Source organism: Streptomyces sp. NBC_00273 (assembly GCF_036178145.1).
Classification (GTDB): Bacteria; Actinomycetota; Actinomycetes; order Streptomycetales; family Streptomycetaceae; genus Streptomyces.
The window spans coordinates 6467558-6489339 of record NZ_CP108067.1 but is presented as its reverse complement, the minus strand read 5'-3'; the positions used below and the strand labels follow the sequence as shown (position 1 = coordinate 6489339).

22 protein-coding genes and 3 pseudogenes are annotated in these 21782 nt (G+C 69.2%); 6 read left to right on the top strand and 19 right to left on the bottom strand.

Features of this window, described 5'->3' with window-relative positions:
• Positions 1–430: 430 nt before the first annotated feature.
• The 3 genes and pseudogenes from OG386_RS28730 to OG386_RS28720 all read right to left on the bottom strand — a co-directional run.
• Positions 431–829, bottom strand: a pseudogene (locus tag OG386_RS28730) (WxL protein peptidoglycan domain-containing protein); the annotation flags it as partial.
• Between the two features lie 89 nt (positions 830–918).
• On the bottom strand, positions 919–2214 hold the full coding sequence (locus OG386_RS28725) for a beta-xylosidase (RefSeq protein WP_443053321.1): 1296 nt from the start codon (positions 2212–2214) through the stop codon (positions 919–921).
• Positions 2215–2331: 117 nt separating this feature from the next.
• Positions 2332–3369 (bottom strand): GlxA family transcriptional regulator, encoded by a 1038-nt coding sequence (locus tag OG386_RS28720; protein WP_328790501.1) that lies wholly within the window; start codon positions 3367–3369, stop codon positions 2332–2334.
• 71 nt (positions 3370–3440) lie between these two features.
• On the opposite strand from OG386_RS28720, the pseudogene OG386_RS28715 reads away from it, so the two are divergent.
• Positions 3441–3617 (top strand): annotated as a pseudogene (locus OG386_RS28715) (MFS transporter); the annotation flags it as partial.
• A gap of 429 nt (positions 3618–4046) precedes the next feature.
• Here OG386_RS28715 and OG386_RS28710 read toward each other — a convergent pair.
• The 8 genes from OG386_RS28710 to OG386_RS28675 form a co-directional block, all read right to left on the bottom strand.
• Positions 4047–4703 (bottom strand): hypothetical protein, encoded by a 657-nt coding sequence (locus OG386_RS28710; protein ID WP_328790499.1) that lies wholly within the window; start codon positions 4701–4703, stop codon positions 4047–4049.
• Between the two features lie 47 nt (positions 4704–4750).
• Entirely contained in the window at positions 4751–4897 is a 147-nt protein-coding gene (locus OG386_RS28705) for a hypothetical protein (protein WP_328790498.1), read from the bottom strand.
• A 5-nt stretch (positions 4898–4902) separates the two neighbouring features.
• On the bottom strand, positions 4903–5499 hold the full coding sequence (locus tag OG386_RS28700; protein ID WP_328790497.1) for a hypothetical protein: 597 nt from the start codon (positions 5497–5499) through the stop codon (positions 4903–4905).
• 407 nt (positions 5500–5906) lie between these two features.
• Complete coding sequence (locus tag OG386_RS28695; RefSeq protein WP_328790496.1) at positions 5907–6371, bottom strand: hypothetical protein; 465 nt, start codon at positions 6369–6371, stop codon at positions 5907–5909.
• Positions 6372–6792: 421 nt separating this feature from the next.
• On the bottom strand, positions 6793–7161 hold the full coding sequence (locus OG386_RS28690; RefSeq protein ID WP_328790495.1) for a hypothetical protein: 369 nt from the start codon (positions 7159–7161) through the stop codon (positions 6793–6795).
• Positions 7162–7407, bottom strand: coding sequence for a hypothetical protein (locus tag OG386_RS28685; protein ID WP_328790494.1), 246 nt, complete (start codon positions 7405–7407; stop codon positions 7162–7164).
• 961 nt (positions 7408–8368) lie between these two features.
• On the bottom strand, positions 8369–9229 hold the full coding sequence (locus tag OG386_RS28680; protein WP_328790493.1) for a hypothetical protein: 861 nt from the start codon (positions 9227–9229) through the stop codon (positions 8369–8371).
• A gap of 297 nt (positions 9230–9526) precedes the next feature.
• On the bottom strand, positions 9527–9718 hold the full coding sequence (locus tag OG386_RS28675) for a hypothetical protein (protein WP_328790492.1): 192 nt from the start codon (positions 9716–9718) through the stop codon (positions 9527–9529).
• A gap of 1012 nt (positions 9719–10730) precedes the next feature.
• Here OG386_RS28675 and OG386_RS28670 point away from each other — a divergent pair.
• The 4 genes from OG386_RS28670 to OG386_RS46990 all read left to right on the top strand — a co-directional run bounded on the left by OG386_RS28670 (position 10731) and on the right by OG386_RS46990 (position 12782).
• Entirely contained in the window at positions 10731–10937 is a 207-nt protein-coding gene (locus tag OG386_RS28670) for a hypothetical protein (protein ID WP_328790491.1), read from the top strand.
• On the top strand, positions 10921–11436 hold the full coding sequence (locus tag OG386_RS28665) for a DUF6879 family protein (RefSeq protein ID WP_328790490.1): 516 nt from the start codon (positions 10921–10923) through the stop codon (positions 11434–11436). Before OG386_RS28670 ends, OG386_RS28665 begins: the two co-directional genes overlap by 17 nt.
• Positions 11433–12266 (top strand): helix-turn-helix domain-containing protein, encoded by an 834-nt coding sequence (locus OG386_RS28660; RefSeq protein WP_328790489.1) that lies wholly within the window; start codon positions 11433–11435, stop codon positions 12264–12266. The genes OG386_RS28665 and OG386_RS28660 overlap by 4 nt, the downstream gene beginning before the upstream one ends.
• Before the next feature lie 294 nt (positions 12267–12560).
• Positions 12561–12782 (top strand): DUF7848 domain-containing protein, encoded by a 222-nt coding sequence (locus OG386_RS46990; protein WP_443053216.1) that lies wholly within the window; start codon positions 12561–12563, stop codon positions 12780–12782.
• A 174-nt stretch (positions 12783–12956) separates the two neighbouring features.
• On the opposite strand, the gene OG386_RS28655 is transcribed toward OG386_RS46990, so the two are convergent.
• Positions 12957–14360, bottom strand: a complete 1404-nt coding sequence (locus tag OG386_RS28655) for a recombinase family protein (RefSeq protein WP_328790488.1) — start codon at positions 14358–14360, stop codon at positions 12957–12959.
• An 81-nt stretch (positions 14361–14441) separates the two neighbouring features.
• Entirely contained in the window at positions 14442–15035 is a 594-nt protein-coding gene (locus OG386_RS28650) for a hypothetical protein (RefSeq protein ID WP_328793586.1), read from the bottom strand.
• A gap of 33 nt (positions 15036–15068) precedes the next feature.
• Here OG386_RS28650 and OG386_RS28645 point away from each other — a divergent pair.
• A pseudogene (locus OG386_RS28645) lies at positions 15069–16217 on the top strand (MFS transporter); the annotation flags it as partial.
• Positions 16218–16517: 300 nt separating this feature from the next.
• On the opposite strand, the gene OG386_RS28640 reads toward OG386_RS28645, so the two are convergent.
• From OG386_RS28640 to OG386_RS28615, 6 genes are all read right to left on the bottom strand, one after another.
• On the bottom strand, positions 16518–16874 hold the full coding sequence (locus OG386_RS28640; protein WP_327385456.1) for a cytidine deaminase: 357 nt from the start codon (positions 16872–16874) through the stop codon (positions 16518–16520).
• A 67-nt stretch (positions 16875–16941) separates the two neighbouring features.
• Positions 16942–17304, bottom strand: a complete 363-nt coding sequence (locus OG386_RS28635; protein ID WP_266596595.1) for an MmcQ/YjbR family DNA-binding protein — start codon at positions 17302–17304, stop codon at positions 16942–16944.
• Entirely contained in the window at positions 17301–18605 is a 1305-nt protein-coding gene (locus OG386_RS28630; protein WP_266596593.1) for a hemolysin family protein, read from the bottom strand. Before OG386_RS28630 ends, OG386_RS28635 begins: the two co-directional genes overlap by 4 nt.
• Complete coding sequence (ybeY, locus tag OG386_RS28625) at positions 18602–19099, bottom strand: rRNA maturation RNase YbeY (RefSeq protein WP_266596591.1); 498 nt, start codon at positions 19097–19099, stop codon at positions 18602–18604. The genes OG386_RS28630 and ybeY overlap by 4 nt, the downstream gene beginning before the upstream one ends.
• A 13-nt stretch (positions 19100–19112) precedes the next feature.
• Complete coding sequence (locus tag OG386_RS28620) at positions 19113–20156, bottom strand: PhoH family protein (RefSeq protein WP_327385455.1); 1044 nt, start codon at positions 20154–20156, stop codon at positions 19113–19115.
• 350 nt (positions 20157–20506) lie between these two features.
• Positions 20507–21601, bottom strand: a complete 1095-nt coding sequence (locus tag OG386_RS28615) for a PfkB family carbohydrate kinase (RefSeq protein ID WP_328790486.1) — start codon at positions 21599–21601, stop codon at positions 20507–20509.
• Between the last annotated feature and the right edge of the window lie 181 nt (positions 21602–21782).

The following is a 21782-nucleotide window of genomic DNA, read 5'->3' as shown; positions in this document are numbered from 1 at the left end:
AGGGCCGCCGGACCAGGTCCGCACGGCCCTGAGCTGTGGTTCCGTCGGCCCGGGCGCGCACCGTGACCTCGGCCCATTCCGCTCTGGGCGCGCCCTCCCAACGGGCGCCGAGCCGTACTTCCTGACCCGGCAGCAGTTCGGCGGGCAGCCCGCCGAGCTCGCGGGCGAGGAGCGGGCGGCCGAGGGCTCCGGTGGCGGTGAGGGCGGCCCGGGGGCGGAGGGTGACATTGCCGATGTTGTGGAGCGTGTACGCGACGTCCGCGCCGGAGCCGCGACGCTTCACGGTGACGCCCCGGACGGCGAGGGCGGGGGCGGTGGGGCCGGTCACCCGCAGGTACAGCCGGGCGGCGACGGCCTGCTGCACGCCGATCCCCCGGCCGGCGTCGGCCGCGGCCCCCGGCCGTTCCTCCAGGGCCACGACGGCGCCGGGGTGGTCCCCCGGCTCCGCCCGGTCGGGGACGGCGAGGGTGAAGCGGACGGAGACCGAAGAGCGGGCCGCTACGGTGACCCGCTCCCGGTCGAGCTCCGTCCACGCGGCGGTGGCCAGCCGCGGCTCGTCGGGGCCGCGCAGGGCGAAGCCGCCGTCGCGGGCGGTGTTGTAGGCGTCGGCGGCGTACAGCCGGAAGGTGCGGGGCCGGTCGGTGCGGTTGGTGAGGGTGACGGCGTCGGCGACGGACTGGCCGGGCGCGGCGGCGAGGTAGAAGTAGGGCCGTTGCCCGACGGTGTTCGCGACGGGCAGCACGGACCACTGCCCGCCGTCCGCGGACTCGGCCGGCGCGGCGGGGACGAGGGCGAGCAGGACGGCGGCGAGAACGGCCCCGCCTGCCATTGGGGCACGGGGTCCGGGGCGGAGCCCCGGGAAACGGAGAAAGGGCGGGGCGGGGAGAGCCCCGCGCAGCGGCAGCCGCAGGCGCCCGGTCACGACAAGGTCAGGGTGAGGACCGCCGTGTACGCACCCGGCGGGGTGTACGGCGGCACCGTGAGGGTGACCGTGGCATCGATGGTGAAGGTGCCGCCGACCAGCGGTGCGTCGGGGGTGGAGGCGAGCACCGCCCCGTCGGCCCCGACCGCGCCCGCGCTGCCCGGCGTACAGACGCTGCGGCTCCCCTCGGCCGCCGCGCACCTCGGGGTCCAGGACAGGGAGGCGCCCGGGATGCGGATCCCGCCGGGTCCGGTGAAGTCGGTGACCTTGCCGATCAGGGTCCAGCCGGCCGGGCCGCCGCGGGCGTCGGTGACGGTCACCGTCCCGATCCGGCCGGGTGCGGCGCCGCCGTCGCCGTACGGAACGGCGCCCAGGGTGATGTCCTCGCCGGTCTGGGTCATGCCCAGGACGCCCGGCTCGACGGTGGCCGTGACCTGCTGCGTGGCGGAGGGCGGCGGCGGAGCCGCGTCGATGACCGTGTACGCGGCCGGCCCCGAGCCCTGGCGCGCCGACCAGGCCCCGCCCTCGTAGGCGATCACTGCGGTGGTGGCCTTGTCCGTGACCGGCAGCTCGACCAGGGCCGCGCCCAGCTCGTCGGCGGTGGCGCTCACCCGGTCGGCGGTCTCGGCGGCGCCGGCCCGACCGGCCACCGTGAGGGCCGCGCCCGGCGGGAAGCCGGCGGCGGTGACCTTGACCTTGGCGCCCGGCCTGCCCTGGGCCGCGCCGAGGAAGACGCTGCGCAGGTTGGCCGTGGGCAGCCCGGTCGCGGTCAGGCGGCCGGAGACGGGGACGGGGGACGCGGCATCAGCGGTGCAGATGGTGTCGAGGCCCAGCAAGTGGCTGGTGTGCAGGGTGTAGCCGCCCGGGGCGAGCGTGGTCTCGCCGGGCGCGGTGACGGTGAACGTGCCGGTCATCGTGACGGCGGGGAGGGCCGCGCCCGCCGGGACGGGCTCGTTGCGCTTGGCCCCGACCACGGTGACCTCGCCGCTCTGGGCGCCCGCCAGCAGGATCCGGCCGGTCGGCGTCAGCACGTCGGCGGGGAGTTCGCCGCCGACCGGGTTGACGGCGGGGGTCCGGACCACCTGGTAGGTCACGGTGACGGTGTCGCCGACCTGCGGGGCCGGGTTGTCGACGGTGATCCGCGCGGTGGTCGGCCCGTCCGCGGGCGGGAGCCCGGCCTCCTGGGGTGCCGGGCAGTGGGTCGGGAAGTCCACCTGGCCCGGGGGCGCCTCCCCCTCGGCCGCGGCGGGTGCGCTCAGGGCGCTCCCGGTCGTGGCCGCCAGCACGGCCAGGCCCACGGCCGCCGGCCATCTCCGCTTCCGCGCCCCAGTTCGCACTGCTCGCCCCTTACGTTCCCGCGCGCCCGAGCCCGGCGCAGGGGGCCATTCACGAGCGGGGGGCGGGAGAAGTCAATGCGCGGGTCCGGCAGCAACTGATGGCCCATCAGGAGATGGCAGGGTGCCCGTCCCGCCGGCCGCGCGGAAGGTGCGCCGGTAAGCCGTCGGGCTCACCCCCAGCGCCGCCTGCACGTGCTTGCGCAGCGACTGGGCCGTACCGAAGCCGCTGTCCCGCGCCACCCGCTCCATCGGCAGCTCCGTCTGCTCCAACAGCTGCCGGGCCCGCTCCACCCGCCGGCCGACGATCCACTGGCCCGGGCTGACGCCGGACTCCTCGCGGAACCGGCGCGTGAAGGTCCGTACCGACATGGACTCCTGCCGGGCCAGGTCGGTCAGTCGGAGCGGTTCGTGCAGCCGGTCCAGCACCCATGCGCGGGCCGCCGTGGTGGTGGCGAGCTGCGGCTCCGGCATCGGGCGCGCGATGAACTGCGCCTGCCCGCCCTCCCGGTGGGGCGGTACGACGGTCCGCCGGGCCACATCGTTGGCGACGGCCGTGCCGTGGTCGCGGCGCACGATGTGCAGGCACAGGTCGACTCCGGCGGCGACTCCGGCCGAGGTCAGCACGTCCCCGTCGTCGGTGTAGAGCACGTCCGGGTCGACCCGCACGGCCGGGAAGAGCCGCTGGAAGTGCTCGGCGGAGGCCCAGTGGGTGGTGGCGGGACGCCCGTCGAGGAACCCGGCCGCGGCCAGCACGTATCCGCCCGTGCAGATGGAGACGAGCCGGGTACCGGGCCGGATGTGCGCGAGGGCCGCCTCGAGCTCGTCGGTCAGCCGACCCTCCTCGTGCACCGGGCCCAGCTCGTACGAGGCCGGCACCACCACCGTATCGGCGGCGGCCAGGAGTTCCGGGCCGTGCTCGACATGGATCGCGAAGTCGGCGTCCGTGCGCACCGGCCCCGGGGCGAGTCCACAGGTGAGGATCTCGTACAGCGGCTGCCCGGTCGGGCCCTTGGCGCGCCCGAAGATCCGGTGCGGGATACCGAGCTCGAAGGGCAGCAGCCCGGTGAGGGCGAGGACGACGACCCGGTGTGCCTTCTTCTCCGACTCCATGGCCCGATCGTAGCGAAGCATGACAGTCAAGCCACTTTCCTGCGGTCCCCAGATGGCCGGAAGCTGTCGTCGTGCCCCAGACAGCCTCCGCCTCCGCCCCCGTGGACCGCCGCTCCCCGCGGCGGCCCGCCCGCGTCCACCGTGCCTGGTTCGTCGCCGCCGTCGCCTTCGTGACGATCATCGGCGCGGCCGGCTTCGCCTCCCTGCCCGGACTGCTCATCGAGCCGCTGCACGCCGAGTTCGACTGGTGAGGCTTGGGGGAACAAACTTGCGCCTCTTTCTCTCACGGGAGCGAGGGCCCCTGTCAAGCCCGGCCCTGCCTGATGTGACGTGCTTCACCATGGAGAGAGGGCCCCGGCATTAACTCTCGGGAGGAGAGATGGGCCGGGGCTCTGGCCTGTCTCGCTTGGCTACGGCCGTCGTTGCCGCTCTCGCCGAGCCGCTGCGAGTCGTTGTGCTGACCGTTGGGTGAGCGGCTGGGGACTGTGCCGTGCGCGCCTACTCGACTCTCGCGGCCGTCGCCGCTGCTCCTGTCCTGCTGTGTGCGATCGACGTTGGCCAGGTCGAGCCGTGAGGGGTGGGGGGGTAACCCCCGGAGCCGCATCTTCCTGACCGCCACGTCTTACCGGCCAAGATTGCGCCACGGTTTCAGGGTCGACCTGCTGGCAGGGCGACGCTCAGGTCCACCAAGCAAGCAGGCAAGCCGAGACCACGTAAGCGATCGAGATGATGAGCAATGCCAGCAAGACGTTCGGGACCGTCACCGCGATGACGCGCGGTACCAGGTCTGGGCCCGCCTCGCGGACGGCGACCTCGATCAGCGGCGCCCGACTACAGCTCACCTCGGCGTTCGGGCCATCCACGAGGACTGTAGCCCGGATCGTCTGCTTGCTGACCATGAGGGTTGGGGGGACGAGAATCGCTTGAGGTGATGACGGGTCGATACCTACGCCGGGGGTGACAGTCCCAGTCGGGAGTGATGCCACCCCAAGCACAGCCTTTACATCGGCGCCGAGATCAAACTTGAGCGCTTCCCTGGCGTGGAACTGGGTCTCAGTGATGTCGCGGCGCCCAGTGTTGCGCAACTCCAGCTCGACGATTCGCGGGCGGATTACTCGGGTGCCGTCGTGGGTCACGGCAAGGCCCGCCGCTTGATTGTCGGATGCGTCGAACAGTGGCGCATTGGTGCGCGTCTTGTAGGTGAGGCGTCGCTTCGGATACGAGGCTCGCATGGTCGCCAGCGCGCCCAAGACTCCTACTGCCACGCCGACGAGCGTCGTGATGAGGAACTGCCAAAAGGAGCCGGACTCGTACCAGGGCGCCAGGACCATCATGACCAGGCAGTGTATGGGCAAAGGGCGCTAAACGGACGTAGGTGACGTCAGGGCAGGCCCAGCTTGGCCAGGTCGAAGTGCTCGTCGGTCAGGGGCTCGTACCCGTGCTCGGTGGCGTAGGCCAGGATGCGCCCGGGCGGAGTGTCCGGGGCGGGTGGCTCGAAGCCAGTGGCACCGGAGGGCAAAGCGAACACACAGGTCAGGCCGAGTCTTCCCCGGCCGTGAACGCCTCCGTCTCGTAGCGCGCCATTGCCTCGCGGCGCTCCTTCGCGTACTGGGCTTCAACGGCATCGGCCGTGATCCCCATACTCTCCATGATGGGGTCCAAGACCCTCGCGCTGAAGCGTTCGTCTGTCCGCGTGAGCAGCCGACAGTCGTCCTTCAGGTCTGCGCACAGCCTGGTCCGGCCAGCATCGCTGATGATCTCCGGGATGCGCTCGCGCCAGAAGTTGTGAACCAGGTCGTTGCGCCGCTTCAGGCTCCTGGTGAGGTCGTCAACGACCTCCGGGTAGGCACTGGTGTGCGGCTCGACGCGCTTGATGAGCTTGCCCATCATGTCCTTGAAGCCTTGAGTCCAGGGGTCGCGGATGAGCTGCTCCCCCTGCTCCCTCGCCGTGACGATTTTGGTGAGCGCGAGAGTGTTTACGAGGGAGTGTTCGAGACAGTTGGCCTTGTAGATGGCCAGGCCAAAGAGGGCGTACACGGTCTTGTGGTCCGTGTCGTTGTCGTACTCGTCGTCCGGCTCCGGCTCCTCGCGCCAGGTCGGCTCATGCCTGACCACGTACAGCTCGTCCATGTCTCCAGTGTGCTGTCAGTGTGGGTCAACTCGTACCGAGTTTTGAGGACTTTGCCCTCGGCTCCCGCGAGCCGGCCGACTTCCAGAGGCTCGGGTGCCGCGCCTCGGACTGAAGCCGGGCGCCGACCCACCGCCCCCGAAAACCGCGGGGGTCTCTCAGGGGACGACGACCCCTTCCGCACGCTGCGCCCGCCTCCGAGCATCATCGGTAGTCCGCTCGGCGTCCCTCCAGAGAGGCACCGGCGCCACATGGTCAGCCTCGGGCCGCTGGGCCTCCCGCTTGCCACGCTGTCGACAGAGCCGGGAACAGTGGACGTGCTCGACAGACCGGGGCTCGAACGGCTCCAGGCACCGGGCGCAGAGCCCTTCGTTCCATCGGCGGTCGAGCTCCGCCTGATCCGGTCGACTCACGCGGCTACCGCCTCGATGATGGCGGCACCCAAGAGGAGGCCGGTACGGCGCTGCGCCTGCCAGGCATCAAACTTGCGATGGCATGACTTCGCCAACGGCGCGTACTGCTCAGGGTCAGCGGAGTACAGGCGGCGGGATTCGTCGACCTTCGCCGACGGGTCCGTGCCGAGGTACGCCCAGTCAGCGGCCTGCCGATCGCAGCCGCAAGAGCACTTCCACTCGACGGCCTTGCCGTGCTTGCGAGTCACGCGGTTGTGGGCTCCGATGTACGAGACTTCCGCACCCTTCCAGGGGCGCGAGGAGTGGGAGCGCAACGGCTTGTCGGCCTGTGGGTCGCCGTGCACGCGGACACGCTGACCGTGGGCCAGGCAGAGGCCGCGCACACGGTGCGGACGGCCGCACGACTCGATGCCGCACAGCTTGCGCCCATCGGCGGTGATGATCGGGGAGTAGTCGTTCATTGGGTGGTTGTCCTCCTTGTGGTGGTGGCTCGGGTACTGCGAGGGAGCGCCAGCGGCGGGCAGTCCTCAGCGGACGAGCGACAGCGAGCAAGTGGCTTGCCGCGAGGGGCTTCGGGGAGTGGCCGCGTACGCGGCCCAGAGAGCAAGCGGGTATGACGTCTTCGGCTTGTGGCGCCGAAGGCGCCCAGAGAGCAAGCGAGCATGAGACAGAGGACCCGGAGGGGCCCACCGGGGCAGAGCTACTGATCACCTTGCCGCTGCGTATACGGCTTGACGGCCGCCGCGAGGCGGCCCAGCCAGCAAGTGAAGGGGTTGGGCGTTCCCTTGAAAATAGAGTAAGAGGGCGCCAACGAAACCCCAGTTCAGAGTGGGTATTGGGTGTCCCGGCAGGCCACGCAGGGTGTCCCCACAGGACACCTTTCTACGCAGCCGCGCGCCCGCTCACGTTGTGAGCCGAGCACGTCCGGCCGCCTACGCTCGCCTTCTGAAAGATGGACGAGGGGAGCACCAGGCAGGCGGCCTTGGAGTCGTGGCCGATCAGCCCCATGGACTTTGCCTTGCGGATGGCCTTCGAGACGTTCTGAGAGTCCGGGATCACGCCGTTCGCGTCTACCAGGATCTCGGCCAGCCGCTCCCCCTTGAAGTCGCTGTGACCGATCTGGTTCGCCCACCCGATGGCAGCGAAGTGAAGGCGGTACACGCGATCGTGTCGCGAATCGCGAGCCATGCGCCGGTACTCGGTCTGACTGACTGCGCCCCAGGGTCGGTTACTGCCGAAGTTGATCGCCACTTACTCGCCACCGTCCTCGGGCAGAGGGGGGAGTTCGACGACGTCAACGTCGCCGACATACAGGCCAACTTCGTTGAGCAAATCCCAGACTTCACACCACCCGAGCAGGAGGTAGCGGGCCGACAGGACCGATACGGGGTCCCCTTTCTCGGCGAGTTCGGCGTAGTACTCGAACCGCTCACGGGCGCGCTCGTACGCGTCCGCCAGCGCGGCCAGGCTGAGGGTCGTGGGGATGCTGGCATCCAAGGGGTTGCGACCTCCTTCGGGAGGCCGAGGGCAGCGCGTAGCTACGCCTCGGCGTAATGGTGGGAGATCGCGCGTGCCGTCCGCGCTCGGGGCGCCCTCGGCTTCCCCTGCCAGCCCCTCGGGATGGCGGCCTCTCGCGGAGTGGCCAGCTCTACCGCCGCTGAACGGCGGGAGCTACGGTGCCCGCTCCTCGAAGAACGGGAAGGAATTACCACATGCCCGGCCGTCAACCCCGGTCACGCTTCGTGCTGGCCGGCGTGCGGTTTCCGTGACCATGGAGCCAGGTTCTCGGCGACCTCGGTGAGCGCCCCGACGCTCAGGCCGGAACCCTTCACGGGGCAGTATCGACCGTCTGCCGTGTGCCTCATCAGGAGCCGCTGACCGAGACCGAGCGAGAGCTGAACGATGGTGCCGACAGGTAGGGAACACAGCTCTTCGTGGGTGAGCTTGGACGCCTCGATGTACGTGCGCTTGGACAGGGTGATGCACTCCTTCTCGGTGCTCGGGGGCTCGTTGGGTTCAGCCCGCCAGCGTTCAGGGTCGGTGCCGCCGGTCCACCAGAACGGGCACTGACGGGCCCTACACCGGGCAGAGGGCCGGACTCCTGCTGGGCGTCCACCTCGGCCAGGGAGCGGGCGTTGCGCTCCACGAACTCCTCGGCGGTCATCACCAGGGGCTCGGGCTTGGGCTCCTCGACGGCCGGAACCTCCACGGTGGGCTGAGCCCCGGTATCGACCTCTCCCAGCGCCGGAGCGAGAACAGCCACGGCACGGACGAGCAGGTCTGAGGTAAGCGGTACGCCGACGACCGGCAGGGCGGTTGCCATCTCGACGTAGAGGGCGGCGGACAGCGCGCCAAGGACGTACGGCCTGTGGTGTTCTCTTTCAGGGCGGGCGGCTGGTCAGCCACTCAGCACCGCCCCTGGAAACGGGCTGTTCCAGGGGCGACACTCAGGGACCGATCAGTTACCGGCGTAGATGCTTCGAGCGCTCTGTGGTGTGGGTGCCGTCAGGCTGGTCTGACGAGAAGCGATCCATTCCGCGTACCGGGACTTCAACTCGGGGCTCGCGCTCGGGTTGCCCATGCGCTCGACGGTGAGTCGGAGCGTGTCCACCTCGTACTCCCCCTCGGAGCGTGTGACGGTCTCCGCGTTCACCAGGGAGTCGGTGTGCGCGAGGGTGACACCCTCCTTCGCGAGGTGCTTGGCGATCTTCGGTGGAAACAACTCGCGGTGCTCGGGCTTCCGGTACAGGGTCACCTCAACCTCGCCGGAGATCATCAGGCCGGACATGAACGGACGCTTTCCGTCCAGCGCCTCACCGCGGGTGCCGTCGTACGTCGCCTTGCTCTGCGAAACGATGGCCACGGGAAGGTCAGACTCGGCCGGACTGCCCTCAAGCTTGCCGAAGGTGGACAGGATCTCGGCGCCCGGCAGGGCGCCCCCAAGGGCTGAGGCGATGGCTGCAGCCAGCTTCTTCTCGGCCGGGGGAAGGCTCTTCTCAGCGATCCGGACGCGCCGGTCCTCGCCGCTCCAGGCGTCCAGATCCTGGCCGTGACCGGACAGCAGCTTCAGCCGCTCCTCGTTGGCCAGAGCCTCGGCGAAGGAGGCAGAGTCGACCACCTCCTTACCGCGATGGAAGTTGCCGCGAATCCACTGGACGCGCTGTGCAGCCTCGGCGTGCTCATCCCGCCAGCGGGCCACGTTGTCTCGCAGCTCGGCCAGCTCGGTGCGAGCCTGAGCCGCCTTCTCTGCTCCCTTCAGGTCCGCCTCGGCGATGGCGTCGGCGAAGGTCTTGGATCCGGTCTTCTTGGTGGTAGCCACTTGCTGTGTCTCCTTCTGTGTAGCGAGCCGGCGAACGGCTCAGGCGCCCGTATCGGGGCATGAAGAAACCCCCTCGGCCATCGGGACCGGGGAGGCGGTAGAGGGTGCGAGAGCAGGCGTTCCACGCCGTCTCGCAGGTGGTCAGTGGGCCGGGCTGCACCGGTGATCCCAGGCTTCCGACCACTCGTCCCGGTGGTCGGAAATGAACTGTTGGTCGATGGCGAGATGAGGAGTCAGGGCGTCGTCGTAGTCCAGGCGCCGTCAGCTTGTCGGCGCAGACTCCGTCGTCGCGATTGCTCATCCGGCGCGCTCCTCGGCCAGGGTCAGAACCTCGCACTCGTAGTAGTAGCGGGCCCCTCCGAGCGGGACGGCGGTGAGCCGGTCGAGCTTGCCGTCACTCTTCATGTTGCGGAACGTGCCGGGTGCTACGCCCAGGATCTTCGCCGCTTCACGGGACGAGACGAGCGGACGGCCGTTGTGTGCGATCACGGGGTATCCCCCTTCCTGCCCCCTGGGGGGCGGTGGTGGTGTCGGTGTCATCAGGTGTCTGGTCCAAGCGAAGAACCCCCCGAGCCTGAGGAGCGGCCCGAGGGGTTCTTGCCTGAAGGAGTCGCGCAGGAAGAGCGCACGCCCTCCACTCGGCACCACCCGAGTGGAGCCTGTGAGAGACGGCTTCGCCCCCGTCATCCCGTGGCAGTCGGACGACGAGGGCGAAGCCTGTGGGGAGAATCCGGTGGAGCGGCCGGAGCTCGACCCAGGGAGACGCGCAGGAGCAAGGCGCGTCATTGTGGATCAGTGGGGCCTGTCATCGCGGAGCAGGTCCCAAAACAGGCGGGGCGCGTTGGCCTTCTACTGGCAAGGATCGAATCCGAGGGTCCAGTGTTGCGAGGTCTCGCCTGTGACGTCGGTCATGCCGTCGAGCCGGAGCGATCTGCCCTCACTTACTGGTGGGAGCGAGCGGGCCGTTTCGGAAGCGATCCGCCGAGACTGCGACCGGGCTGACTTTGAACGATCACGGTTCATTGCAAGGGGCGCGCCGTGACGCCGGTCATGCGGTGGCAGCGGCTCCATCGACCCTCACGTACGAGGAGCCAACGGGAGGGCCGTCCCACGAGGACAGCCAGGCGCGATGCCGATCGCTCGACTGTCAGCTCCTCTGCCTACTGTTCGTTCATGGACATGGGCAACCGGCAAGACGTAGGCGCAGCGTTCGGCGCGATGATCCTCGGCGGCACGGTGAGCGAGGAGCCGCCCCCGCCAGACTCACCCCTCGGCCGAGTGCGCGCCTTCACTGCTCGGCACGGTGAGGACGCGCTCAGGCCGGAGCACATCAAGGCTGCGCAGGAGGGGCGGCCCCTGGTTCCGTAGGCGCCCTCCGTGCCACGCCGGGGCAGTTCATGCAACAACGTGCATACCCACGAACGTGCATGGACGGCCCAGTGTGACCCCCGTACGGTCGTGCTGAACGGCCCAACAGGGCCGACAGTCAAGGGGGTTCCGCATGGCACGCGAAGAACTGACTCGGCTCACCGGCAATGGCAACGGCGAATGCGGCGAGGACGACTGCCCGAACGTCTACCGCACCGCATCCGGCTCGTTCGTCATTCAGGGCGACGTGTCCGACGCCTTCACTCCGCCGTCCGGAGAGGGGATTGTGGAGATTCCCGAGAGCGTTCTTCGGGAGGCGATTCGTGCTCTTGGATGGTGACGAGTGGCGGGCAACGCTTCGGTCATTCCAGTCGGAAGCCTGGCGACTGGAGACCCTGCCCCAATACCTCGTACCGCAGGAATCAGCAGAGCTCGAAGCGTTCCGCGCGGGTAAACGAATCGACCCAGCCACTTACTCCTCGCCGTATACGGAAGATCTTAAGAGGCTTCGCGGTGGGGGGAAGCGCAAGGGGCGAGTGCACCTCGTAACTCGGCCACTCTCCGAGTACTTGCAATTCGAGTTCTCCCGGTACTACACCCCGCACACACTCGCCGGGGAAGACATCCGAATCCTCGACGTAACCGAGCGAGATAATCCCTTGCCGGACGTTCGGGACTTCTGGATGTTCGATCGCTCGAAAGTTGTTCTCATGCACTACGAGAACGATGGAACGCAGATCAGCCGTGAACTACATGAGGGCGAGCCGGCAGACTTCGTCGAGTATCAGCGAATCGCCGTCGCCGAATCGGTTCCATTCTTGGAGTACGTGAAAGGGTGACGTTCGAGGCTGAGCAGCTTGGCGAGTCTGGTCCCGAACTTGCTTCGCTGCTTCGACATCTACGCAAGCGGGCCGGTCTCTCCGGGGATCGGCTCGCAGCGCGCTGCAACATGTCTCAATCCAAGGTGAGCAGGATTGAGAACGGCCGGACGCGGCCATCTCTGGTCGACGTCGAGCAGATCCTGAGAGCCCTTGAGGCTCCGCCTGAACTCGTCGCCGAGGTGTCCGCGCTCGCCAGGCTGGCCAACACTGAATGGCGGAACCTTCGGGAGCTTCGCCGTAAGGGGCTCGGGACCCGGCAAACGGAATTGAAGGCGCTCGAATCATCGTCGACGCACATGCGATATTTCCTACTCTCGATGATTACCGGCCTACTGGCCACTCCGGAGTACGTACGGGCGAGCCTCGCTCACTCTCCGGCAGATACGAGCAAAGCAGTAGCGGGGAAGCTGGAGAGACAAGCCGTTCTCTACGACACATCGAAACGATTCGCGTTCATTCTGACCGAGCAGGCGGTTCGCTGGCCGGTGATTTCTCCGTTGGCGTTGGCCGAACAGATGGACCGCTTGTCTTCCCTTTCCTACCTTCCGAACGTGCACATCGGGGTGATTCCGGTAGGGGCGGCAACCCCCAGAACCCCACTGAATACCTTCACGATCTACGACGCCTCATTGGTCACCATCGAAACATCGGCGGGAAGTCTCGTACTACGCGATGGCCGAGACATCCAGGGTTACGTGAAGGAATTCGCAGGGTACGAGGAATGCGCGTTGTTCGGGGAGGAGCTTCGAGCAAGGCTCGCCGGATGGTCGGCCGCATGCCGTTCATGACTTCAGTCCACAACGTGCATGAAGTGCGAACCGATGCGCATTCCGATGGATCATCCTTCGGTAGATACGCAGCCGGGGAGGCCGTACGGAGATGAGTAGAGCGAAGACAACGATGACGGGGCCTGTGCATGTGACGCTTCCACGTCCAGAGCCAAAACCCGTAGCGGGCTGCGGCCAGTGTCTCGGTATTGCCTTGACTCGAACCAACGCCCGATCGGCCGGGGACTACTCGAAGGTGTCCGATGCGAACGTGGTGCTCCGTACTCATTTGCAGGAAGAGCACGGGGTCGAGTGATGGTGCGCTCCGTCATGCGATACGTGACGCACCGGATCGTGCAGCATCCGGACACTGACGTCACGTTCGAGGCCGAGTGCCTGAGGTGCGAGTGGCAGGCAACACCCTCGACAGACGGTGCGGCAGTCGACGTCGAGTGCATGAGCCACACCGGCCGGACGGGACACACAAAATTCCGGCGCCTGTGCACGTCGTTCGCTCTCGTCCGGCGAGCCGAGTAGCGCCCACGGCGACAGGGCCGAGGCGTGCCGGTTGAGAGGCTCTGCCGATCGCTTCCCCCGTGGCTGACTCGGGCGCTGTGCCGTGTGGCTACATGAACGCACAGACCCCGCCAGATGCCCAGGAAAGGGCTCCGGCGGGGTCGAGTAGATGAGTGCGGAGAGTTCAGCCGGCGGTCACTCCTCGTCGTCGGCCACGTGGTTCCACTCCACGGTCATGTAGTCGTCCACGGTCATCTTCGCCGCCTTTCTGAAGCCGTTCGGGTGCATCGTGATCGTGGTGACGAACTTGACCCAGGCTCGACGGACTGGGAGAGGAGTGTTCGGCCAGTCCTGAATCAGGTGAGCAATCCCCCTCACAGGATCGATCGGCGGCAGTCCAGGGATGCCAGACAGCTTCTCGTCGATGCCGTCCAGTCGGGCCCGGATCGCCTCGGTACCGGCCGTCATCTGCGACAGGGTGATGGCGCCCGAGGCGTAGGCCACGGCCAATCCATCGAGCCGTTCCCGCAGGGTCTGCGCTTCCTGGTGAAGGTGGGCTGAGTCGTCGCCCTGCTCCTGTCGAGCGGCGAGGACCGAGGGCAGGAAGTCGGGGAAGGCGAGCCGAGCGAGGACGGCGTTACCGGCTCGCTTGTCGGCCAGCTCTCGCGGTACCCGCACATGCTTCTGCCCGCACCGGTAGACCGGGGTTCCTCGGTACATGCCGCCCCGTACGGTCTCCCCGCACTTCGAGCAGGCAGCCAGACCGGCGAGGAGGGTCTGAGGGGCCGAGCCGGTACGGGCGCCGCCCGTGAACCGCTTCGGGTTCGTCAGTGCCGATACGAGGGCGTAGTGAGACGCCTCGTCCAGGATCGCGGGCCACTGACCCTCGCCCACCACTTCGCCCAGGTAAGTGGCCTGAGCGATGTACCGAGGGGAGATGAGCACCTTCTTCACTCCCCCGACTCCCCACCCCTCCGCCCCGCTCTTCGCCTTGCCGGACGACGAACGGGGAGCGAGGAGACCAAGGCCAGTCCAGTGGCGAGCGACGGCCGCCAAAGTCTCGCCCTGAAGGATCATCGCAGCGCCCTTACGGATCGCTTCCGCCTCGTCCTCGACCACGGTCACGTAGTCGTCGGCGTACCCAAAGGGGCGGATGCCTGCCTTGTGGGGTGTGCCGTTCTTCGCCGCCTGAAGGTTGCTCGCCTTCTGTCGTAGCGCCTTCTGCTCGCCCTCGTACGTCGCCCATGCCGTGACCGTGCGGGCCGTGGCCCTACCAGCAGGGGTCGACAGGTCAAGGTGTCCGGCATGGATGGCGTGAACGTTCACGCTCAGGTCGATGACGCGTTCAAGATCCTCGGTCTTGCGGATGAGCCGGTCAGTGTGCCAACAGAGGATCGCTTCAGGCTTGGATGCCAACAGCCGCTCGAACCCCGGTCGCACCTTGCCCGAGGTGGCGCTGATGTCGTTGTCTGCGATGACCTCCCGCACCGTCCACCCTCGCGACTCCGCGAACGCTCGGCACTCGTCCGCCTGTCGCTGAACACCCAACTCGTCGCCGCGTTGATCGAGGCTGAGTCGTACGTAGATGGTGACGTTCACCGGGTCTCTCTCCTGCTTGATCTGTGTTCGATGATGGGGGAGAGGAGGGGCCAGCCGTAACCGACCCCTCCGTGACGTGCACTACAGGCGCCCGCCATCGACGGCGCGGCGAGGCCCACGGAAGGCGTTGTCGTAGCCCTTGCGGCACGTCCGGCGGCGCGGCACGTAGTGGGCAGGGTCGGGGCTGTGCGCCAGGAGCGAGCCGTTCTGCTTCTCGCGCGGGTCGTCTGCCTCCCACTCGGCGAGCTCTTGTGCGCCCTGCTCATCGATGCACCGGATCACGGGCTCAGGCTCGCGCAGACGCTCGAAACGGCTACCGGGGTAGAACGTCGCCGAGTACCGCTTACCGTCGTTCATCGCGTACGAGACCCGGAGCTGAGACAGGCTGTTGCCGACTCGCTCGACGCCGGTCACGGTGCCCTCTCCGTCAACGAAACGGAGGGTGTCCCCCTCGGTCAGGTTCTCCGCCCGGATCTGCTCCCAGCGCTGGTCTTCCAGCACTCGGGCCACGACCGTACGAGCCAGCTTGTACGTGCCCACCTGTCGGACGCTGTTGTCGTTGGCCACCTCGACGTGCCAGACGCGCCCGTCCTTGCGCGCCGTGGCTGCGGTCTGCCCGCTCTTGTTGGTGGCCATGTACTCGCCCGCCTTGACCTTCGACCAGGTGAGTTCCATCCGGCTGCCCTCCTCAGTAGTGCCCCAGATTCTTACCACTCGTTCGACTGGTCGCGCGGGACCATCGGCCTCGCCGTCTCCGTCAACCTCGCGCTGTACGGGCTCACCGCCCCCTTCGCCGCGGCCCTGATGGACCGTTTCGGCATCCGCCGGGTCGTGGCCCTGGCCCTGCTCGTCATCGCCTCGGGCTCGCTGGCCACGGTGTGGATGACCGCGGCCTGGCAGCTCGTGCTGTTCTGGGGCGTCCTCGTGGGGCTGGGCAGCGGCTCCATGGCCCTGGCCTTCGCGGCGACGGTGACGAACCGCTGGTTCACCGCCCGGCGCGGGCTGGTCACGGGCATCCTGACCGCGGCCGGGGCCTCCGGCCAGCTGGTCTTCCTGCCTCTGCTGGCCTGGCTGGTCGAGCACCACGGCTGGCGCCCGGCGACGGTGACGGTCTCCCTGGCCGCCCTGGCCGTCGTCCCCTTCGTGTGGCTGCTGATGCGCGACCACCCGGCGGACGTGGGACTCGCGCCGTACGGCGGCACGTACGCGCAGAAGCCGGCCCCGGTCCCGGGCGCTGCCCGGCGCGCGCTGCGGGTGCTCTTCGACGCGGCCCGCACCGGCCCGTTCTGGCTACTGGCGGGCACCTTCGCGATCTGCGGGGCCTCGACCAACGGCCTGGTCAAAACCCACTTCGTGCCCGCCGCCCACGACCACGGCATGCCGGTGACGGCTGCGGCGGGGCTGCTGGCGGTGATCGGCGTGTTCGACGTGATCGGCACGGTGGCCTCGGGGTGGTTCACGGACCGCTTCGACTCGCGGCGCCTGCTGGCCGTCTACTACGCCCTGCGCGGGATCTCGCTGCTCTTCCTGCCGATGCTGCTGGCACCGTCGGTGCAGCCGCCGCTGCTCTTCTTCATCGTCTTCTACGGCCTGGACTGGGTCGCGACCGTCCCGCCCACGATCGCCCTGTGCCGCGAGCACTACGGGGACGACGGGGCGATCGTCTTCGGCTGGGTCCTGGCCTCGCACCAGATCGGCGCGGCGGCGGTGGCCTTCCTGGGCGGCCTGACCCGCGACCTCACCGGCTCGTACGACACCGTCTGGTACGCCTCGGGCGCGCTGTGCGCGATGGCCGCCCTGATGGCGATGACCCTCCGCCGCAAGCCCCCGACGGCCCGCCCGCTCCCGGCCCAGTAACTCGCCCGAGCCGATTTCAGCCCCGCCGGCGTTTGAGGCGCGGGGTCTGGGGCGGCGCCCCGGGAAACCCGGCTCCGCCGGGCACCGGGCTCCGCCCGGACCCTCCCCCTACTCAAACGCCGGCGAGGCTGGCGTGGCGGAGGCTGAATGGTGGCCCCGGCCGGAGCTGAACGGGCGTGTGGCGCCGCCGGCGCGGCCGGGAGCGCCCTGGCGCGGAGGGTTCGTCGGCCACCCCGCCGGGAGGCTAGGCCCTGTCGTCAAAGTCCCGTCGGGCCCGCGACGCCACTTTGACGACAGGACCTAGGGGCCGGCCGGGGTGCTGGACTTCAGGCTGCCGTCCGGGGCCGCCAGCAGGACCGGGGTGTCCGGACCACCGAGGTCACGGACGGCCGCGCGATCGGCCTCGGCCGGGGCGTCGGCCGTGCTGACGACGGCCGCGGCCTCCAAGGACCGCGCACCGCTCGCCACCGCCATCGCGACCGCGGTCTGCAGCGCGCTCAGCTTCAGGGAGTCGAGCTCCACCGTCCCGGCGACGTACGTGCGGCCCGTCTCGTCCCGCACCGCCGCCCCCTCGGGCACCCCGTTGCGGGCCCGGGCGCTGCGCGCCAGCGTGATGATCTTGCTGTCCTCGGGGTCGATCCCGGTGCTGTCGGTCATGGGCGAAAGCATAGGGAGCCGCCCCGCGCCCCCGCACGACCACCCCGCCTCCGGGGCGGGGGCACCGCTACGGCCGGTCCAGCCGCAGCCGCTCCGCCTTCGGCAGACCCGCGACCACCAGGTCGTACGAGTCCTCCACCAGCTCCCGCACCAGCCGCTCGGGCAGGCCGCCCGGTCCGCCCACGGTCACCGTGTTCCAGTGCCGCTTGTTCATGTGGTAGCCCGGCACGATCGCCTCGTGCTCCTCGCGCAGCCGCACCGCCAGCTCCGGGTCGCACTTGAGGTTGACCTTGAGCGGGTCCGCGTCCAGCGCCGACAGCGCGAACACCTTGCCCAGCACCTTGAACACCGAGGTCTCCGGGGTGAAGGGGAACTCCTCCACCGCCGCGTTGAAGCCCAGGCAGAACGCGCGCAGTTGCTCCGGGGTCATTCCCCCTCCTCCCCCGCGGCCTCCGCCGCGGCCACCGGTTCCACCAGGACCGTCACGATCTTGTTCCGTCGACCCGCCGGGGATTCGGCGGTCAGCCGCAACGGACGCCCGTCGGGCAGTTCCACCACCGAGGAGGCACCCGCGATCGGCACCCGCCCCAGCGCCTTCGCCAGCAGTCCGCCGACCGTCTCCACGTCCTCGTCGTCGAAGGCCTCGACCTTGAACAGCTCACCGAGGTCGGTGATGTCCAGCCGCGCGGTGACCCGGTAGCGGTCCTCGCCGAGGTCCTCGACCGGCGGGAGCTCCCGGTCGTACTCGTCGGTGATCTCTCCGACGATCTCTTCGAGGATGTCCTCGATGGTGACGATGCCGGCCGTGCCGCCGTACTCGTCGATGACGACGGCCACGTGGTTGCGCACCTGCTGCATCTCGCGCAGCAGATCGCCCGCGTTCTTGGTGTCCGGTACGAAGACGGCCGCCCGCATCGCGGTCGAGACCAGGTCGGCCTCGGCCTCCCGGCTGATGTGCGTCTTGCGGACGAGGTCCTTCAGGTAGACGATCCCGACTATGTCGTCCTCGTTCTCCCCGGTCACCGGGATGCGGGAGAAGCCGGACCGCAGCGCGAGCGTGGTCGCCTGACGGACCGTCTTGTACCGCTCGATGCAGACGAGGTCGGTGCGCGGCACCATCACCTCGCGCACCAGCGTGTCGCCGAGCTCGAAGACCTGGTGCACCATGCGGCGCTCGTCGTCTTCGATCAGCGATTCCTTCTCCGCGAGGTCCACCATCGCGCGCAGCTCGGCCTCGGAGGCGAAGGGCCCCTTGCGGAAGCCCTTCCCGGGCGTGAGCGCGTTTCCGATGAGGATCAGCAGCTGCGGGATCGGCCCCATGATCCGGGCCAGCGGTACGAGGACGTACGCGGCCGCGGTCGCCGTGTTCAGCGGGTGCTGGCGGCCGATCGTGCGCGGGGAGACGCCCACGGCGACGAAGGAGACGAGCACCATGACGGCGATGGCCACGAGCAGCGCGGTCCAGTTCTCGCCGAACTCGTCGAGGCAGACGTAGGTGACGAGCACCCCGGCCGCCATCTCGCACGTGACCCGGACGAGCAGGGCCACGTTGAGGTAGCGGGTGGGGTCGCCGGCGACCTGGGCCAGCTTCTCGCTCCCGCGCCGGCCCTCCCGCACGGCCTGCTCGGCCCGGAAGCTGGAGATGCGGGCGATGCCGGACTCGGCGCAGGCCGCGAACCAGGCCACCACCACCAGCAGCACCGCCCCGGTGATCAGCTGGGGGGCGTTCACGAGACGGTCGGAGCCGGGGACGGACCGGTGATGCCGCGCTCACCGCGCCAGCCGTCGACGATGGCCGCCTGGAGGCCGAACATCTCGGCCTTCTCGTCCGGCTCCTCGTGGTCGTAGCCGAGCAGGTGCAGCACTCCGTGGACGGTCAGGAGCTGGAGCTCCTCGTCCATGGAGTGCTGCGTCGGGGCTTCCTCGCCCTGCCTCTTGGCGACCTCGGGGCAGAGCACGATGTCGCCGAGGAGCCCCTGCGGGGGCTCCTCGTCGTCCTTGGTCGGCGGACGGAGCTCGTCCATCGGGAAGGACATGACGTCGGTCGGACCGGGCAGATCCATCCACTGGATGTGGAGCTGCTCCATGGCGTCCTCGTCGATGACGATGACGGAGAGCTCGGAGAGCGGGTGGATCCGCATCCGGGTGAGCGCGTAGCGGGCGATGTCGAGGATCGCCTGCTCGTCGACCTCGGTTCCGGACTCGTTGTTGACGTCGATCGACATGGTGCGCTGAGTTCTACTTCCGCTGGTGGCCGTTCGAGGCCTGCTGGCCGTCGTCGTACTTCTCGTACGCGTCGACGATACGGCCGACCAGCTTGTGCCGGACGACATCCTCGGACGTGAGCCGCGAGAAGTGGATGTCCGGGAGCCCTTCGAGGATCTCCTGGACCTGGCGCAGACCGCTCTTGGCGCCACCCGGCAGGTCGATCTGGGTGACGTCACCGGTGACGACGATCTTCGAGTCGAACCCGAGCCGGGTCAGGAACATCTTCATCTGCTCGGCGGTCGTGTTCTGCGCCTCGTCGAGGACGACGAACGCATCATTGAGCGTGCGTCCGCGCATGTACGCCAGGGGGGCCACCTCGATCGTGCCCGCCGCCATCAGCCGCGGGATCGAGTCGGGGTCGATCATGTCGTGCAGCGCGTCGTAGAGCGGTCGCAGGTACGGGTCGATCTTGTCGAAGAGCGTGCCCGGCAGGAAACCGAGCCGCTCCCCCGCCTCGACGGCGGGCCGGGTCAGGATGATCCGGCTGACCTGCTTGGACTGCAGGGCCTGGACGGCCTTGGCCATGGCGAGGTAGGTCTTGCCGGTACCGGCGGGGCCGATGCCGAAGACGATCGTGTTCTTGTCGATCGCGTCGACGTACCGCTTCTGGTTGAGGGTCTTGGGTCGGATGGTGCGGCCGCGGCTGGAGAGGATGTTCTGGGTGAGCACCTCCGCGGGCGTCTCGGCAGGCCCGTCGCCGTTGCCGTTGCCGCTCGCCTTGAGCATGGCGATCGAGCGTTCCACTGCGTCCTCCGTCATCGACTGCCCGGTGCGGAGCACCAGCATCATCTCGTCGAAAAGTCGCTGGATCAGGGCGACTTCCGCCGCTGCACCGATCGCGCTGACCTGATTGCCCCGAACATGGATGTCGGCCTTCGGGAAGGCCTTCTCGATCACGCGCAACAGGGCGTCACCCGAGCCGAGCACGGTCACCATCGGGTGCGTGGCCGGAACGGTGAAGTGGGCTCGCGCCTGCCCCGGCGCGGGGATGTGGGCTGTCGGTGTCTGAGTCATGGGCCGGCACTGTGGCCTGCGCATACCTCCCGCTGAGGGGCCGCGCCGATCGACGACCTCCGGAGTACCAAGCCTACGTCTCCGCCGCGGCTTCCCCGAGGGGTTTTACCGCTCGTTCGCGCCGCCGGGTCGCCTCTTTCGGATCCCGCCGGTCAAGCCCGCGCCGTCCGGTGCCACGGGGTCTCCCCAGGCCCGCCAGGGCCGAGGGGAAGCACGGCGAGGCGGAGGGGGCGCCCGGGTACTGGACGCACTCGGGCGCTCCGACAACTTGGGGGTCCCCCCGGACGGAGTCTGGGGGATCAGGTGCGCTGCCGGGCGTCGCGGGTGGGGCAAGATCCGAAAGAGACGGCCTAGACCGAGTGCCGGAAGCCGATCGTCGGTACGGCCCTGCGCCGGGCCGCCGGGGTCCCGCCCGGCGGGACCAGGTCGTCCAGGAAGCCGTAGCGGCCGCGCAGCTCCTGCGGGGCGTCCCGCCACCAGTGGGCCACCTCCGACCAGCCGGGGGCCGACAGGGAGCCGCCGAACTCCTGCACCGACAGGGCCGCAGTCAGCCCGGCGAAGGCCAGTCGGTCCGCGAGCGGCCAGCCCGCCAGGGTGCCGGTCACGAAGCCGGCCACGTAGACGTCGCCCGCCCCCGTCGGGTCCAGCTCGTCCACCGTGATCCCGGGGACGTGCGCGGTCTCCCCGGTGCGCCCGTCCACCGCGTACGAGCCCTCCGCGCCCATCGTCACCACGGCGATCGGCACCCTCTCCGCCAGCGCCCGGGCCGCGGCTCTCGGACAGTCGGTCCGGGTGTAGCGCATCGCCTCGCCCGCGTTCGGCAGGAAGGCCTCGCAGTGCTCCAGGTCGGCCAGGGCTCCCAGGTCCCACCGGCCGCTCTCGTCCCATCCCACGTCCGCGAAGATCCGCGAGCCGCGCCGGGCGGCCTCGCCGATCCACTCCTCGCCGCGGCCGGGTCCCAGCGCGGCCACGGCAGCGCGGGCCCGTGGCGGGCACTGCGGGAAGGGCCCGGGGCCGGCCGGCGGAGGGGCCTCGTGGCCGTGCGAGACCATCGTGCGCTCGCCCTCGTAGGCCATCGAGACGGTGACGGGGCTGTGCCAGCCGGGGATGGTGTGCGACATGGACAGGTCGATGCCCTCGCCCTGTTCGAGGGCGTCCCAGCAGTACTCGCCGTAGTGGTCGTCCCCGAAGGCGGCGGCCAGCGAGGTGCGCAGGCCGAGCCGGGCCAGGGCGGTGGCCATGTTGGCGACGCCGCCGGGGCTGGATCCCATGCCGCGCGCCCAGGACTCCGTACCGCGCACGGGGGCCGAGTCGAGGCCCGTGAAGATGATGTCGAGGAAGACCGTTCCGGTCAGGAAGACGTCACAGCCGGGTTCCTGGGGGTCACGCAGCGGACCGAGCGGGTCCACTGCTGCTGCGCGGATTTCGTAGTCCCGACCGGTCACGGCGATCTCCCCGTTGTTCCTCGAAGGCCCGTTTCTGCATGACGTTTTCCAGTGGAAAGCTGCCAGCCCTGCCCACCCCGGGCGGGACCAAACCCAGTGTGGCGCAGATCACCCTCGGAGGACTCTTCGTCACTCGAACCACTCGGACCGCTCGGCGAACACGGCCCCGGCCCGGTCCCGG